The organism is Ruminiclostridium papyrosolvens DSM 2782, from assembly GCF_029318685.1.
Taxonomy (GTDB): Bacteria; Bacillota; Clostridia; order Acetivibrionales; family DSM-1351; genus Ruminiclostridium; species Ruminiclostridium papyrosolvens.
Genome location: NZ_CP119677.1, coordinates 2891470 through 2907730, shown reverse-complemented (window position 1 = coordinate 2907730; position 16261 = coordinate 2891470). Strand labels below are relative to the sequence as shown.

At 37.4% G+C, this 16261-nt stretch carries 15 protein-coding genes; 13 read left to right on the top strand and 2 right to left on the bottom strand.

Going from position 1 to position 16261, the window contains the following annotated elements:
- The first annotated feature begins 4 nt into the window (after positions 1 to 4).
- From P0092_RS12960 to P0092_RS12915, 10 genes are all read left to right on the top strand, one after another.
- The gene (locus tag P0092_RS12960; protein WP_004617705.1) at positions 5 to 889 is read left to right on the top strand and encodes a polyprenyl synthetase family protein; all 885 of its coding nucleotides are present in this window, start codon (positions 5 to 7) and stop codon (positions 887 to 889) included.
- Positions 890 to 1629: 740 nt separating this feature from the next.
- Positions 1630 to 2265, top strand: coding sequence for a hypothetical protein (locus P0092_RS12955; RefSeq protein ID WP_004617707.1), 636 nt, complete (start codon positions 1630 to 1632; stop codon positions 2263 to 2265).
- 31 nt (positions 2266 to 2296) lie between these two features.
- Entirely contained in the window at positions 2297 to 4168 is a 1872-nt protein-coding gene (dxs, locus tag P0092_RS12950; protein ID WP_004617709.1) for a 1-deoxy-D-xylulose-5-phosphate synthase, read from the top strand.
- A gap of 21 nt (positions 4169 to 4189) precedes the next feature.
- Positions 4190 to 5002 carry a TlyA family RNA methyltransferase gene (locus P0092_RS12945; protein ID WP_004617712.1) on the top strand — a complete coding sequence of 271 codons (813 nt, stop codon included), beginning with the start codon at positions 4190 to 4192 and terminating at the stop codon, positions 5000 to 5002.
- 66 nt (positions 5003 to 5068) lie between these two features.
- Complete coding sequence (locus tag P0092_RS12940) at positions 5069 to 5929, top strand: NAD(+)/NADH kinase (protein WP_004617714.1); 861 nt, start codon at positions 5069 to 5071, stop codon at positions 5927 to 5929.
- Between the two features lie 3 nt (positions 5930 to 5932).
- Entirely contained in the window at positions 5933 to 6385 is a 453-nt protein-coding gene (locus P0092_RS12935) for an arginine repressor (RefSeq protein ID WP_004617715.1), read from the top strand.
- Between the two features lie 29 nt (positions 6386 to 6414).
- Positions 6415 to 8115, top strand: a complete 1701-nt coding sequence (recN, locus tag P0092_RS12930; RefSeq protein WP_004617718.1) for a DNA repair protein RecN — start codon at positions 6415 to 6417, stop codon at positions 8113 to 8115.
- A 208-nt stretch (positions 8116 to 8323) separates the two neighbouring features.
- Entirely contained in the window at positions 8324 to 9637 is a 1314-nt protein-coding gene (spoIVB, locus tag P0092_RS12925; protein ID WP_004617721.1) for a SpoIVB peptidase, read from the top strand.
- A gap of 273 nt (positions 9638 to 9910) precedes the next feature.
- Positions 9911 to 10756: a sporulation transcription factor Spo0A gene (gene spo0A, locus P0092_RS12920; protein WP_004617722.1), complete on the top strand. Its 846-nt coding sequence runs from the start codon at positions 9911 to 9913 to the stop codon at positions 10754 to 10756.
- Between the two features lie 227 nt (positions 10757 to 10983).
- Positions 10984 to 11472 (top strand): VanZ family protein, encoded by a 489-nt coding sequence (locus tag P0092_RS12915; protein ID WP_004617724.1) that lies wholly within the window; start codon positions 10984 to 10986, stop codon positions 11470 to 11472.
- Positions 11473 to 11556: 84 nt separating this feature from the next.
- On the opposite strand, the gene P0092_RS12910 is transcribed toward P0092_RS12915, so the two are convergent.
- Positions 11557 to 12948, bottom strand: a complete 1392-nt coding sequence (locus P0092_RS12910) for a sensor histidine kinase (RefSeq protein ID WP_004617726.1) — start codon at positions 12946 to 12948, stop codon at positions 11557 to 11559.
- 1 nt (position 12949) lies between these two features.
- Entirely contained in the window at positions 12950 to 13660 is a 711-nt protein-coding gene (locus tag P0092_RS12905) for a response regulator transcription factor (RefSeq protein ID WP_004617728.1), read from the bottom strand.
- 171 nt (positions 13661 to 13831) lie between these two features.
- Between P0092_RS12905 and P0092_RS12900 the strand changes: the two genes are divergently transcribed.
- Genes P0092_RS12900 through P0092_RS12890 form a run of 3 tightly spaced genes read left to right on the top strand, consistent with a single transcriptional unit; the run spans position 13832 to position 16242 of the window.
- Positions 13832 to 14743, top strand: a complete 912-nt coding sequence (locus tag P0092_RS12900) for an ABC transporter ATP-binding protein (protein WP_004617730.1) — start codon at positions 13832 to 13834, stop codon at positions 14741 to 14743.
- The gene (locus P0092_RS12895) at positions 14743 to 15498 is read left to right on the top strand and encodes an ABC transporter permease (RefSeq protein WP_004617732.1); all 756 of its coding nucleotides are present in this window, start codon (positions 14743 to 14745) and stop codon (positions 15496 to 15498) included. Before P0092_RS12900 ends, P0092_RS12895 begins: the two co-directional genes overlap by 1 nt.
- A gap of 12 nt (positions 15499 to 15510) precedes the next feature.
- Positions 15511 to 16242, top strand: a complete 732-nt coding sequence (locus tag P0092_RS12890; protein ID WP_004617733.1) for an ABC transporter permease — start codon at positions 15511 to 15513, stop codon at positions 16240 to 16242.
- The last annotated feature ends 19 nt before the right edge of the window (positions 16243 to 16261 follow it).

The window sequence follows — 16261 nt, the reverse complement described above, 5'->3', positions numbered from 1 at the left end:
AAATATGAATTTTAAGGAAAAAAACAATATATATGTGAATATGATTGAAGAGAGGCTTCAAAATATTATTCCGGAAGTAAACGAATACTGTCTGGATATAAAGAAAGCAATGTCCTACAGCCTTTTAGCCGGAGGCAAGAGATTGAGGCCTTTACTGGCACTCGCTGTAGCAGAAATGTTAGATAAACCTTTTGATGAGGTAATTAATTTCGGCTGTGCAATCGAAATGATTCATACATACTCACTTATACATGATGATTTGCCGGCTATGGATAATGATGATTATAGAAGGGGAAAACCCACAAACCATAAAGTGTTTGGTGAAGCTATGGCAATACTGGCCGGAGACGGACTATTGAATATGGCTTATGAGATAATGATTAATGATGCAGTTGAATCAAAGAGTATTGATAAAATGCGGGCTGCCGGAATAGTTGCCAAGTATGCAGGGTCATTGGGAATGGTAGGAGGTCAGGTAATTGATCTTCAATCTGAAGGAAAAACCATTGAAAGTGATAGGCTAAAAACAATGCACAGACTAAAAACAGGTGCGTTGATAAAAGCGCCGGTGGAAGCTGCGGCAGTAATATGCGGTGCCGATAAAAAGGAATTTGAGCTTCTGTCAGGGTATGCAGCAAATTTAGGGTTAGCCTTTCAAATAAAGGATGATATTCTTGACATAGAAGGAACCGTAGAAAACATGGGAAAGAACCCCGGGAACGATTCTTCATGCAATAAATCAACTTATGTAACCATGTATGGACTTGAAGAGTCAAAAAAGCTTCTTGAAACAGTAACTCAAGAAGGTATTTCCTGTCTTGAAGCATTCGGCAATAATGCGCAGTTTTTAAAAGAACTTGCATTATCACTGGTTGTAAGGGACCGCTAAGATGAATTTTGGGGAATAATAATCTCTTTGTTTATCAAAGTTTTTATGTTATAATGTTGTCTCAATGGCATTTATGTTATTAAAAAATTACTATTGACAAAAAAACAGGGTGGCGCAGTATTCTAGTCAGTACTGATGATTCTGAAGACGGGCCTAAAAATCCGTTTAAGGGCACATCGATGAAGTTCCTTGTGTCGGCTTGCTACGCCCAGTGGTGGGTTGATGCTGGGAGTTAAGGCTTAGGGGCGATCCGCAATGGCATGCGGGCGTTGACCCCTTTTCCGTGGAGACCCTTACTTGTGGAAGAAAAGTCAAGCTTTTGCTTGCCACCTCAACTACGAAAAGGGATTAAACCTGTTATGCGGTGTCTATATGATGGCTGTGAACAGTGTAGCCTGCCTTGAGTGAAATCCGGTGGATAACGGATCAGATGCTTCATGTATTGGCCGATATATAAGCATTATTGCTGTTTGAAACCTTTTTTGCAAAAGAGGCTAGGAATCATTTTGACTGCTGGGGAAAACCCCTAGACTGTTCTTACAAAGTGGTTTATTGAGGATTAAAGTGTGGACTAAGTGGTAATCAGGCCCCGTAAACGGAGACGTACGGTGATGTGTTTAAAGGGAAACCTCTGGTTTGGCGACATTCCAGTACATGTCAGGGAAATCCTGCCTGACCTAAGCCGCAAAATTTACTCAATAAACTGCCACCTGTTTTTCTAATAAATCTGGAGGATTGGTGTGGAAGATAATTATAAATATCCAGCCGATGAAAAGAAGGTTAAATTCAGGGCTAACGCAATTAGCTCTAAAAAAGAAACAAGAGTTTGGACACTTTTAATTACGGTAATAACTTTTTTCATTTCTATTTTTATGTCTTTTTTTTCGAATGAAACATTAGGTAATGCTACCACAGTTGTTTCATTTCTCATTGTTTTTGTTATAATAATCATAAGTATATTATTTGACTTAATAGGTACAGCGGCGACAGCTGCGGATGAAGCACCATTTCATTCCATGGCGTCAAGAAAGCTTTATGGTGCTAAACAGGCAGTTATGCTCATAAGAAATGCCGACAAGGTATCAAATTTCTGCAACGATGTTGTCGGAGATATTTGCAGTGTAATAAGCGGTACGGCGGCTGCCTTTATAGTATACAAGTTTTCGGGAGGCGGTACGGGAGCGCAAAATTCAATTTTTGGGCTTTCAATTACTGCAATGGTTGCATCTCTCACTGTTGGAGGAAAAGCACTGGGAAAATCCATAGCATTGCAAAATAGTAATTACATTATATATAAAGTAGCGGTTGTTATAAAATTTCTTTTCGGAAAGTTAAATTTTAGAAAGAAAAAGAAATGGAATAATAAAAAAAAATGAATTAACAAGGTAAAATAAAGGAGTAATACAAGTGGGGTATTTGGATAGTATAAACTCTCCTGAAGATATAGAAAAATTGGAGATTGAGCAGTTAAAGGTTCTTGCAGAAGAAATAAGAACATTTCTTATATATAAAGTCTCAAAAACAGGGGGTCATTTAGCCTCCAATCTGGGTGTTGTTGAATTGACACTTGCGATTCATAATAACTTTAATACAAATAAGGATAAGATTGTTTGGGATGTAGGACATCAGACATATGTACACAAAGTATTGACAGGCCGAAAGGAAGATTTTGATACATTACGAAAACTCGGTGGGTTAGCCGGATTTCCAAAAACCTGTGAAAGTGTACATGATTGCTTTAACACGGGACACAGCAGTACGTCAATCTCTGCAGCACTGGGTATTGCCCGTGCGAGGGATATAAAGAAGGAAGACTATAGTGTAATGGCTGTCATAGGCGATGGGGCTATGACAGGCGGAATGGCTTATGAAGCCTTAAATGACGCTGGAAGACTAAACAGCAACTTTATTGTGATTCTTAATGACAATGAGATGTCCATAGCACAAAATGTTGGCGGAATGTCAAGGTACCTAAGTAAACTTCGTACTGACCCTGTTTACACAAAGACTAAAGAGGATATAGATAATTTTCTTGATAAACTGCCAAATATAGGTAAGAAAGCCAGAAAAGCAGTACGAAAACTAAAAAGTACTGTTAAATATCTCATTACGCCGGGAGTATTTTTTGAACAGTTAGGTTATAAATATTACGGACCTGTTGACGGGCATAGTTTGGACGAGCTAAATAAATCGCTGCAGGCTGCTAAAAAAATTAAAGGGCCTGTGCTGATTCATGTATGTACTCAGAAGGGAAAGGGCTATTCTTATGCAGAACAAAGTCCGGACAGGTTTCATGGAATAGCACCTTTTGAGGTGGAAACAGGACAAACCTATGGAAAGAAACTGCCGGACTATTCCGAAGTTTTCGGAGAAGCAGTTTTAAAAGCTGCCGGAATGAATGACAGAGTGGTTGCAATATCAGCAGCTATGGCAAAGGGAACGGGATTATTCAAATTCAGCGAAACGTACCCTCAAAGGTTTTTTGATGTGGGGATAGCCGAACAGCATGCAATTACATCGGCTGCCGGTATGGCCATTAACGGTATGGTACCCGTAGTTGCAGTTTATTCATCTTTTTTGCAAAGAGCATATGACCAGTTGATACATGACATAGCACTTCAAAAGCTGCATGTGGTTATAGGGGTTGACAGAGCAGGGATTGTAGGCGAGGATGGAGAAACTCATCAGGGTGAATTTGATTTATCTTTTTTAAATCATATACCTGATTTTACTATAATGGCTCCTGCAGACTATTACGAGCTTAGAGCAATGGTTGATTATGCCATAAATAAACATAACGGGCCTATAGCTATCAGATATCCCAGAGGCAGAGGAAAGGACTTAATTAAACAGGAAATTCCTCTATTGCCCGGCAAAGGAGCAGTACTGGAAGAAGGGCAACAGGTGTGTATACTGGCTGTTGGCAGTATGGTTGAAACAGCTTTACATGTATCACAAAAGTTAAAAGAACACGGTATTAATGCAGGAGTTGTTAACGCCAGATTTATTAAGCCTTTGGATGTAGAATTGATTAAGACATGTGCAGATAAATATAAATACCTTGTTACCATGGAAGACAATTGTGTAATGGGCGGGTTCGGAACAAGAGTACTTGATACCCTTAACACTTTTAATTATAAAACACGTTTACTTATAAAAGGTTTACCGGAGCAGTTTATATCTCAGGGCTCAAGAGATGAACTAATGAAAAAACTCAGACTAGATACAGACGCTGTAACAAATGATATAATAGAAATGTTAAAAAATACCATGTTATAATAAATCTTTGGAGGGTATATTTTGGAAAAGGAAAGACTTGACGTGCTACTTGTAAATAAAGGCTTGTTTGAGAGCCGTGAAAAATGCAAGAGTGCTATTATGGCAGGACTTGTGTGGATTAATGGAATCAGGGAGGACAAGCCGGGTACAAAAGTCCCTGTTGAATGTGAGATTGAAATAAAGGAAAATGTCAATCCTTATGTTAGCAGGGGAGGATTAAAGCTTGCTAAAGCCGTGAGTGCTTTTAATATAAATCTTGCAGATAAAACCTGTCTTGATATAGGTGCATCTACGGGAGGATTTACGGATTGTATGCTTAAAAACGGTGCAACAAAGGTAGTTGCTGTAGACGTTGGGTATGGTCAACTGGCTTGGGAGTTAAGAAACGACCCCAGAGTAATATGTATGGAACGTACAAATGTCAGATATGTTAAGCCGGAAGATGTCGGGTTTTTATCTGATTTCGCATCAATAGATGTTTCATTTATATCCCTTACAAAGGTGTTACCGGCAGTTCTGGCACTTTTAAAGGACGAGGCTGAGCTGGTATGTCTTATAAAACCGCAGTTTGAGGCAGGGCGTGAGAAGGTTGGTAAGCATGGTGTTGTCAGGGACAGCGCTGTCCATAAGGAAGTTATATTCAATATAATTAATTTTGTTCTTGCCAGCAATTTATTTATAAAAGAGTTATCGTATTCACCAATTAAAGGCCCGGAAGGCAATATAGAGTATTTATTGTATACAACGAAAAATGAAAATCAGGGTTCAAAAGATATTATTGAACTTGTAGAAGGTGTTGTTTCTGAAGCACACAACACACTGGTAAAAAGCTGAATAATCTGTTAAAGTGATTAAAAAAGATAAACAACTATGTTATTGCACGGCTCATGGAGGCTGACTATGAAAAAAATCGGAATTATAACCAACAGACAAAAAGATAAAGGTTTAGAGTATACAAAACAATTGGTTGCAAGTATTCAGAAACATGGTGGACAAGCAATTTTACCCACTTATGACGGTACTTTTGAGATGGATGATATTGATAACCATGTAGTTGAAATTTGTGATAATTGCGATATGATCATATGCCTCGGTGGAGACGGCACTTTTCTGAGAACAGCCAGAACCGCATATTTGTATGGACTCCCCATGTTGGGTATTAACCTTGGCTCTCTTGGGTTTTTAACTGATGTGGAAAAAGGTGAAATAGATAAAGCGGTAGAAAATATATTAAATGACAGGTACAGTTTAGAAGATAGAATAATGTTATCATCCAAATTATACAAGGATGGGAATTTAGTTGCCGAGGACGTGGCGATTAATGATATTGTGATTTCGAGAGGGGGTATTCCCAGAATACTTCATCTCAGTACTTATATTGATAATAACCTTGTTGAGATGTATCCGGGGGACGGCATTGTTGTGGCTACTCCAACAGGTTCCACAGCGTATTCTTTATCAGCAGGAGGGCCTATAGTTGAGCCTACATCGGATCTGATTATCATTACTCCAATTTGTCCGCATATTTTGTCATCAAGGGCATTAATTACATCGGATATGAGAAAAATAAAAATATGTGTATCACAGGGTTTTGAGCATAAAGCTATAGTAACTGTGGACGGGCAGAAAAATCTTGAAATAACAGGCGGAGATTACCTGGAAATAGAGAAAACTGAGAGTACGGTAAAAATAATCAGAGTAAATTCCAAGAACTTTTTTACAGTACTCAGAAGTAAAATTTACGAGAGAAAAGAGGAGTAAAATATGAAATATAACAGACATGCTAAAATTTTGGATATTATCGATAATAATGATATTGAAACACAGGAAGAACTTGCAGAAAAGCTTAAGCAACAAGGAATGGATGTGACTCAGGCCACAGTTTCCCGTGATATTAAGGAGCTAAGGCTGATTAAGGTTATGACTGCAGAAGGTAAATATAAGTATTCTGCGTTTGCTCAATCTGAAAATCAGGTTTCAAACAGATTGATTACTATACTTACAGAAGCATACGTCTCCAGTGATTATGCAAATAATATCGTTGTTGTTAAGACTCTCTCAGGTATGGCTCAGGCTGCCGGCTCTGCTATAGACTCTCTGAAATGGACTGAAATACTGGGTACAATAGCAGGAGATGATACATTGATAATGGTTTGCAGGGCTGAAAAAATTGCAGAGGACATAGTTAATAAATTTAATAAAATGATAAAATCATAAATTATTTTTTAAACAGGCAGGTGTTTTGTATGCTGTTACAGCTCGATATCCAGAATATTGCACTTATTGATAAGATAAGTCTTGAAATTGCACCGGGGTTAAATGTCCTCACAGGTGAAACCGGGGCGGGAAAGTCCATTCTAATTGATTCAATAAATGCTGTCCTCGGAGAACGTGTAAACAGGGACATAATTAGAAACGGTAAAGAAAAGGCATTTATTGAAGCTGTGTTCGAATATGACAGTACTTATATAAATGACATTTTGAATGAACTGGGTATTGAACATGAGGATGGCAGCTTAATCCTTTCAAGGGAAATAAGCTTGAGCGGAAAGAATACATGTCGTATAAACGGAAGATTGGTTAATGTTTCCGTGCTCAAACAGGTAGGACAGCTTCTTTTGGATATTCATGGTCAACATGACAATCAGTCCTTGCTTAAAACAGAATCTCATATTGATTTGTTGGATGCTTTTGGCGGAGAAACCATTCAAAAAGTTAAGTCTGAATATCACTGTCTCTTTGAGGAATATAAAACGGTAAAATCAAAACTTAAAGGCATTGTTGGAGATAAAGGTGAAATTGAACGCAGAATGGATATGCTGAAATTTCAGATTGACGAAATAAAAAATGCCAAACTAAAGGAAGGCGAGGACGAAGAGCTATTAAAAAGAAGACAATTACTCGCTAATTCCGAGAAGATAATGAATGCCATACATAGCTCTTATGAATTCCTCAGTGAAGGCGGAAACAGCGGTAAATCAGCTTCATATAATATTAACAAGGCACTTTTAGAGCTTGCAGCCGTTCAGAAGTATGATGAAGGGCTTATTCCTTTGTCCGAAAAACTGGAATCAGTGGTTTACCAGCTGGAGGATATTTGTGAGGAGTTGAGGGCAAGAAGGGATGAAGGGGATTTTGACCCTGATGAACTGTCCGTAATAGAAGAAAGACTTGATATTATTACGAGAGTCAAGAGAAAGTATGGAGCAGGTATTAAGGAAGCTTTGGATTTTCTCAAAAAATCCCAGATTGAATACGACGAATTACTTCAGAGCGAAAGCCTTGCTGAAGACTTAAAAAATCAGCTGGTATCCATAACTCAAAAGTTGCGGGAAACAGCTACTAAGCTGCATTCTCAAAGGGAAAAGGCAGCTCTTATTCTCGAGAGTAACATAACTGCCGAACTTGAAAATCTTGAAATGAAAAATGCACGTTTCAAAGTAAATATTGTAATAGAGGAAACAAAAAATAATTTTACTAAAAATGGTTTGGACAATGTGGAATTTCTCATTTCAAGTAATGCGGGAGAACCTTTGAAACCTCTTAGCAGAATAGCTTCAGGCGGTGAAATGTCAAGGATAATGTTAGCCATAAAAACCATTCTTGCCAATGTAGATGCAATCCCAACACTTATATTTGATGAAATTGATACCGGAATCAGCGGGAAAGCAGCTCAAAAGGTTGGAGAAAAGCTGTCCTACATATCGAGAACCCATCAGGTTATCTGTGTGACTCACTTGTCCCAGTTGGCTTGTATGGCTGATAATCATCTCTATATTGAAAAAAATTCTAACGGTGAAAATACATACACTACAGTAAGAATTTTGGATGAAAAAGGCCGTATTCAGGAAATAGCGAGAATAATAGGAGGTTCTGACATAACTTCCATTGCTTACAAGCATGCGGAGGAATTACTTCACTCTGCTGAAAATTTTAAGGCAAAATAAATATAGAAATGGTTTCCAAAAATCGAAAAGTCGCTAAACATGACAGATATGATATTTAATTACCTGTCATGTTTTTTTTTACTTGAATAATAAAAATGCATAAAGGTTAACTTATGATTATGATTTTGAGATCACGCTTTAATAGGCGTGATTTTATTATCCGCAAGCAGCCGTAAAGATATTTTAAATATCGGGAGAGTGAAAATAAATGCACTATATCAAATCAAATAAGAAAAAGCTGTTTGTATTATTATTTGTTTGTTTTTGTGTAATTACACTCAGTTACTTGCAAGCGTTTTCCGTAATTCCAGAAAAGCTTATTCTTCTGGAAGGAGAGGAGTATATTTACAATTTTAAAAGCTTCTATTTTGTAAATATCAAGGCTGATAACAGAGCAGTTTTAAAACTTAATAATACTGATATAAAAGCTCAGGGGAATTATCTGGAATTAATATCACCACTTTCTTTTAAAACACAAAAGAGAGGCTCGGTGAAGCTTAATTTCAAAGCATTTGGAGTTATACCATTAAAGACTATGCAAGTAGACATAATTCCTAGTAAAAAGCTTGCTGCATGCGGAAATACTATAGGGGTTAAAATTAAAATGGACGGTATTTTAGTAATCGGTCTTAGTGAGGTTGATAAGCCTGACGGTTCTAAAGCTGCGCCTGCAAAAGATGGAGGTATAAAAACAGGAGATGTAATTTATGAAGTAAATAACAAAAAATTATCAGGAATTAAAGATCTCGTTGAGCAGATTGATAACTGTAAAGGAGACAAACTGACAATTAAATTCAAACGTGGAAATGAATTTGCAAGTACTACCATTAGTCCGATTGAGGGTGTAAATGACAAAAAGTACCATATTGGATTATGGGTAAGAGACAGCACGGCAGGTATAGGAACTATGACATTTTATGATCCCGAAACTCATGGATTTGGCGCTCTGGGGCATGGAATAACGGATGCTGACACCGGAACCTTGATGCCTGTTAACAGCGGTGAAGTAATGGAATCAAATATTATTTCGGTAAGAAAAGGTGAGCAAGGAACCCCGGGAGAACTGAAAGGAATATTTATGGAAAACAAGCCTCCAATGGGAAATATATTTGCCAATGCAGAATGCGGAATATATGGGCAGATGTTCTCGGCCTTTCATATTGACAAAAACCGATTATATCCAATAGGCTTGCGAGGTCAAGTAAAAGTTGGACCTGCAACAATTTTGTCAAATATAGAAGGAAACAAAATTGAAGAGTTCAACATAATGATTGAAAAGGTTTCTAGGCAGTCTTTCAGCGGGCCAAAAGGAATGGTCATAAGAGTAACTGACAAGAAGCTATTAAATTCTACGGGGGGAATTGTGCAGGGTATGTCGGGCAGTCCGATAATACAAGATGGCAAATTAATTGGAGCTGTCACGCATGTTTTGGTTAATGACCCTACAAGAGGCTACGGAATATTTGTAGAATGGATGTTAAAAAATATTAACGAAGCCCCTGTAAAGCAAGAAGCAGGATAAACTACAGATAAAATGTCAGCAAGTAACATAAATATAAAAGAAAACATTATACTTATTTCTCTTTTTGGGCAATAATATAATGTTTTTTATTTTAAAGAAAAATTTCAAAATGCTAGAAAATGTGCTACTATATACTTATACAGCGTATTTTATTATTTCAGAAAAAATAATTCATAGGCAATTAGTGTAAAAAACTTGAAATAATGTCGAGTTCAAAATATAATAGATTCATGACATATAATGGAAAAATTAAAAACATGGGGGGTTTTCAGTTTGAGTAGTAAAAAAATAGAAGTCCTAATCGCAGATGATAACCGAGAGTTTGGAGACATCTTATGCGAGTACTTATCCAACCAGGAGGACATAGAGGTTGTTGGTCTTGCAAGAGATGGATTCGAAGCAGTTGATTTAATCCTTCAAAATACTCCTGATATAGCAATTCTAGACATAATTATGCCTCATTTAGATGGTTTGGGCGTTTTGGAAAAAATAGCGTCATCAAATCTTGAGAAAAAGCCATTATTTATTGTTCTTTCTGCCGTGGGACAGGATAAGATTACCCAACGCGCTTTATCATTAGGTGCGGAGTACTACATAGTGAAGCCATTTGACATGGATGTTCTGGTAAGCCGAATCAGACAACTAAAGGATAATACATACTTGCCTTCAGCTAGCACTTCCACATCAATGAATTCTTCCATATCGCAACACAAGAGTGATTCATTTATCAATGAAAAGAAGCCGGCTCATATCAATAATACTTCAAGAAGCCTTGAAGTTGAAGTAACAAATGTCATGCATGAGATAGGAGTGCCTGCACATATTAAGGGCTATCAGTATTTGAGAGATGCAATAATGATGGTTGTTAAGGATCTTGACGTAATAAATTCCATCACCAAATTGCTGTATCCAAGTATTGCAAAGGAATACAATACAACTCCAAGCAGAGTTGAAAGGGCAATACGCCATGCAATTGAAGTTGCGTGGAGCAGAGGTCAGGTAGAGGCTATCGACGCACTGTTTGGCTATACTGTAAACATAGGCAAGGGAAAACCTACCAATTCAGAATTTATTGCAATGATTGCCGATAAGCTGAGATTGGAATTGAAGGTAAGCTAAGTAAGGTATACTATGTTAGAAGTGATTCTAAACCAACTGACTTCTTCGCTTTATAGGGTAAACGTAATGTTTAATCTAATAAAGTGAAGGAGTTTTTTGTATGAATCAATAGATAATCTCAAAATTCAGGTATAATTACCACTGACCACTTGACTTTTTTTGATATTAAGTTTTCAAGTAATCAACATTTTAATAAAAAAGTTTTTAGACAAAAGGGAGTGTACACAATGAATAATTTGAGAGAGGAATATATCAATAACACTTTTAGAAAAATAATGGTGATACTTTTATTTCTAAGTATAGCCTTAATTGCTATTTGCTTACTTAATCCCGCTACAAATGAAGGGGATGCTGCAAGGACTATTCGGTCTTTTGGATACACTAATTCTATTAAATTGATACCTTTAAAAACATTACCTCTTATGTTTACAAAAAACTCTCCATATGTTTTCTGGTTTTTTTATATTTTGTTATTTATTCCGCTAGGTGCTTTAATACCATTTGGAATTAACAGATATTTTAATAAATCATTGATTTTTAAATGTTATATCGCCTGCATATTAACTGTCCAACTAATCAGGGCGATTTTTCCGGTAGGGCTTGTCAATGTTGATATTGCAACGTTAAATTTTATAGGTTGCATGATTGGGTTTTTAATCTTTAAATATATACTTTTTAAAATAGCATTTATTTTTGATAATACCCCAAATACCTGATATTAACTTCAACTTGTACTAAAGGGGCTGTAGTAAATCTTATGTAATTATATCGTGGTATATATTCTCAACAAGTTTAATCACTTACTCTACCTTTATGGATGGCAATACAATTTCTGCTCTCAGCCCTTTTCCAATATCGCTTGATAAAAGTAAATGTCCCTTATGTGCTTTTGCTATTCTTGCAACCATTGGCAACCCTAGGCCATGTCCATTATGGCGTGGACGTTTTCTCTTGGATGAAAAGGGTAACTCTAATAAATCAGGAAGCTCATTTTGGGAAACCCCTTTACCGTCATCAATTACGACAAAGCTGCAGGTCTTACTTCCTTCATTATAGAATGTTTGCAGGAGTATATGGCAACCATCCGGATTATGGTTAATGCTATTTAGAATAAGGTTAGTAATGGAACGCATCAGCAGCCGTTCATCGCCACTTACTTGAGCATTTTCATCATTAATCTCTACATCCAGTATAAAATGTTCATCTAATCCGTTATTTAAGAAATCAGAGGCTGCTTGTCTGACTAATGCTGATAGGCGGATAGGTTTTTTGTCAAGGGGCTGCATTTCATATTCCAGCATAGAAACAAGGTTTAAGTCACTTACAAGAGAACCCAATTTCTCTGCCTGTTGACGTATAATACCTGCTTGTTGTCTTTTTTGGACGGGGATATCACTACTTTCCTCCAGATTACTTGAGTAGCCAAGCACTATGGAAAGTGGGGTTCGTATGTCGTGTGAAATACCTGCAATCCAGTTTGAACGAGCTTCATCTCTGCTTTTCAAACTGGCATTTCTTTGTCTTAATAAAGCTGAAGCACTGTTCACGCTTTGTGCAAGATTGGCTAAGACTCCTTTTGGCTCTACATATACTTCTATGTCCTCAGCAAGTCCTTGTATTCCTTGAGTTAGCGGACGGATGGAGCGAATCAGCTTGGAGCCGATGAAAAGTGATAAAAGTACTGCAAGTGCAATATTACCAATGAGTAAAGAAGCTATCCTCAATGGTGAAGAAGAAACCCAACTTGTTGGAAGTATATGCTGATATTTTGCCAAGCTTCCTTTTGGATACCCCACAACTACCAAGCCTTCAGCATGTTCCCACACGAAAACGGGATAATCCATCAAGTAGTTACGGGTAAATTTGGCTACGTCAGCTAAAGAATAGGTTTTGGTAAGTTCATGTGGCAGCATGTAATTCCATGCTATGTGTCCTGTTCCGTCAACCAGCATTGCCCACGCATGATGCTGCCTCAATAATTCTGATGTGGAGAAGTCTAAGGAATAAGAAGCATTGGGCGAGATACGCAAGCTTTTTGCCACATTTTGAACAACATCATTAGGAGAATGACCGGCATTCATACCCTTGAATACCCAGACACCTAACAGTATAAAGTTGAAAATCAGCAGAAAGATGGAAATTATCACGGTTGCACTAATAAACCGCTTCAAGATTCTAAATGTGCTTTCCATTTTACACCTCCTTCACCATCAATTTGTAGCCTAACCCTCTGATAGTCAGCAAATATTCCGGACTGGAGGGATTATCTTCAATTTTTTCACGAATACGGCGGATATGTACCATAAGTGTATTCTCGTAACCATAATAATCATCCCCCCATGCAGCTTGACAAAGGGCATCACTGGTTACGATGCGATTCCTGTTTTCATAAAGCTTAAATAGCAGTGCATGTTCTTTTGCTGTCAAAGGGTATTCAGTACTGCCATTGCGAACAATACCACCTTCAAGATCAATAATGCGCTCTTTTAATTGGAAGACAGGACGTTGTTCCTGTTTTGGTGTTGAATAAACTCGTCTCAGAATTGCTGTCAGACGAAGAATTAATTCCCTTGGTAAAAACGGTTTTACAATGTAATCATCCGCGCCAAGACCAAGCCCTAATAAACGATCTTCATCCTCACCTCTTGCTGATAAAAAAAGTACAGGCATATTTGAGAATTGACGCAAGGCGGACAACAGGGAGAAACCGTCCCCATCAGGCAACATCACATCTAAAATAGCTATATCGGGCTTTACAGATTTGATTACTTCCAATGCCTCTGCACAATTGGAGGCTTGAAAAATGGAGGTGAATCCTTCTTTGCGTAAAAACCCGTTTATCATATTCCTTAATTCAAATTCATCATCTATAATGAGAAGCTTTTTATTTTTTATATCATCCATTTAAAATCCCTCCACAGTAATTGTATATTACTTTCATTTGTATTTCACCTTTAATATCAACCCTGATTTAAAATTTAAGGTTGACGTAAGGTTGATGTTAGTTTGAAGAAAGGTCACCTTGTTATACTTTCTCACATAAGGAACATTACTAAACAGATTGGAGCGAAAAATATGGATCAAATTGTGGCTACTTATAATCTCTCTAAACGATATGGTAATACCTATCGTGTGAAAGATGTTAATTTATCAGTATGTGAAGGGGATATTTATGGTTTCCTTGGTCCTAACGGGGCAGGAAAATCAACTACATTAAAAATGATTTTAGGACTATCTCGGCCTACTGATGGCAAAGTAACAGTCTTTCAAAAGGATTTTGAAGCAAATCGCCGTCTTATTTTGAGTCAAACAGGCTCTCTGATAGAATCACCATCCTATTATGGTCATCTCACAGGACTTGAAAACATGCGTGTTATTCAAAAGCTTCGTGATGTACCGGATAAGAATGTAACTGAAGCTCTGAAAATTGTTCGTTTAGAAAATCAAAAAAATAAAAAAGTCGGACAGTATTCGCTAGGTATGAAGCAGCGTTTAGGCATTGCAATGGCAATCTTATCTTTCCCAAAGCTTTTAATTCTGGATGAGCCTACAAATGGTCTTGACCCTGCGGGAATTGGTGAAATCAGAGAGTTAATTAAATCTTTACCACAACGCTATGATATGACAGTGTTGATTTCCAGTCATCTGCTTTCAGAAATTGAGCAGATGGCAACTTCGGTAGGTATTATCAACGATGGAAGGATGGTGTTTCAAGGTAGTATGGATGAACTGAAAAATAAAAGCCGTCCAACTATTGTGTTAAAAACAAAGAACAATAAGTTGTCACAGAAGTTGCTTCTTTCCAAGGGATTGGCTTGTGAGGAACATGATGATTCCTTGGTATTCGAAAACCTGACGGACGAACAGGTAATACAGGCAAATAGAAGTTTAGTCGAAGCTAATATTGATGTGTTACGTATTGAAGAAAACAACAAGAATCTGGAGAGTATTTTTCTGGATATCACAGGAAAGGAGAGTAGCTTGTAATGAAAGTCTTTAGCCTTGAATTGTATAAATTACGTCATAAACGTTTGTTTTTAATGGTAACATTATTTTTACTCGTTGAAATCGGCTGGGCTTTTATGACGGCTAGTATGTCCTTTTCTCGTAATCCTGATAGTGCCGGATGGGAGTTGCTTGTTGCAACGTTATCCTCTATGAATAGCTTGTTCTTACCAATTTTATCGGCTATATGTGTATCTCGTATTTGCGATATGGAGCATAAAGGGAATACCTGGAAATTACTATTGAGTGTTTCAGTAAGGCGCAGCAAGCTTTATATGGCGAAATATATTTCTGCATCTGCTGTAATGTTGTGGGCATGTCTACTCCAAGTGCTTGCTATTACAGGATTTGGTATTATTAATGGTATTGAACAACCTGTCCCGATGTTTCTTTTGTTTCGATTCATTATGGGGACTTTGTTAACTAATATGGTAATTATAGCATTGCAGCAATGGATATCTATGGCAGTAAAAAATCAGGCCTTTGCTCTGTCCCTGGGTATGCTTGGTGGGTTCATTGGGATGACGGCAGATTTACTGCCATCAGGAATAAGAAGGATTTTTGTATGGTCTTACTACACAGGGTTAAGTCCTGTTACACAAAGCTATACTAGTGAAAAAATGCATTTTGTTGTAAGAGATATGGGTTCATTATTGCCTGTGATGCTGACTCTGATAGTGGCCGGAATAGCTTTTTATCTGGCTGGTAGCATACATGTAGCAAGACAAGAAGTATAAGGAGGAGTTATTATGCTAAGAAGATGTGTTTGTGCTGAATGGATGAAATTGCGACATTCTTATATATGGATGATACTGATGATTCTTCCTGTTGTAAGTGTGTTGATTGGTAGTGCCAATTTTTATATGAACCAAGGTGTATTAACAAAAAAGTGGTATAGCCTATGGTCTCAAGTAGGTTTATTTTACGGGGAATTCTTTTTCCCCATTCTTATTGCTATTTGCTGTGCGTACATGTGGAGAATGGAACATCATAATAAAAACTGGAATATGATTATGACTGCACCCGTATCAAAGACAGGTATCTTTCTGGCTAAGTTGATAGTAGTGGGTGGGTTGATGATATTTGTTCAGATATTAATTTTTATATTGTATTTTTTAGGGGGGAAGTTGGTAGGTATAACAGATGAGCTTCCGAAAGAACTGTTCGGATGGTTGTTTCGAGGATGGATTGCCGCCCTCACAATCAGTGCTCTGCAATTAGCTTTGTCCATGCGTATCCGCAGTTTTGCCGCTCCTATTGGTATTGGGTTATGTGCTGCTTTCCTTGGTCTTGGCATGTATGTCGTACATTTGGGTTTCCTTTTTCCCCATTCCTTGCTGACCATTGGGATGGGTGTACTAAGTCAAACAGGTCTTTCAGCGGGAGAGCGTCTCATATTTATGTTAACGAATTTAAGTTATATTGCAGCTATTAGTATCGTAGCTATACATCGGATGCGTAAGTCTGATGTAGAAGCTTGAATTTAGAAAGGAGTACTTT

Excerpts from the sequence above, each read along its gene's own strand:
- P0092_RS12910 (WP_004617726.1), bottom strand. The coding sequence starts at position 12,948 with ATGGAAAGCACATTTAGAATCTTGAAGCGGTTTATTAGTGCAACCGTG.
- spoIVB (WP_004617721.1), top strand. The coding sequence starts at position 8,324 with ATGCACTATATCAAATCAAATAAGAAAAAGCTGTTTGTATTATTATTT.
- recN (WP_004617718.1), top strand. The coding sequence starts at position 6,415 with ATGCTGTTACAGCTCGATATCCAGAATATTGCACTTATTGATAAGATA.
- P0092_RS12905 (WP_004617728.1), bottom strand. The coding sequence starts at position 13,660 with ATGGATGATATAAAAAATAAAAAGCTTCTCATTATAGATGATGAATTT.
- P0092_RS12895 (WP_004617732.1), top strand. The coding sequence starts at position 14,743 with ATGAAAGTCTTTAGCCTTGAATTGTATAAATTACGTCATAAACGTTTG.
- P0092_RS12890 (WP_004617733.1), top strand. The coding sequence starts at position 15,511 with ATGCTAAGAAGATGTGTTTGTGCTGAATGGATGAAATTGCGACATTCT.
- P0092_RS12900 (WP_004617730.1), top strand. The coding sequence starts at position 13,832 with ATGGATCAAATTGTGGCTACTTATAATCTCTCTAAACGATATGGTAAT.
- P0092_RS12940 (WP_004617714.1), top strand. The coding sequence starts at position 5,069 with ATGAAAAAAATCGGAATTATAACCAACAGACAAAAAGATAAAGGTTTA.
- P0092_RS12915 (WP_004617724.1), top strand. The coding sequence starts at position 10,984 with ATGAATAATTTGAGAGAGGAATATATCAATAACACTTTTAGAAAAATA.
- P0092_RS12960 (WP_004617705.1), top strand. The coding sequence starts at position 5 with ATGAATTTTAAGGAAAAAAACAATATATATGTGAATATGATTGAAGAG.
- P0092_RS12935 (WP_004617715.1), top strand. The coding sequence starts at position 5,933 with ATGAAATATAACAGACATGCTAAAATTTTGGATATTATCGATAATAAT.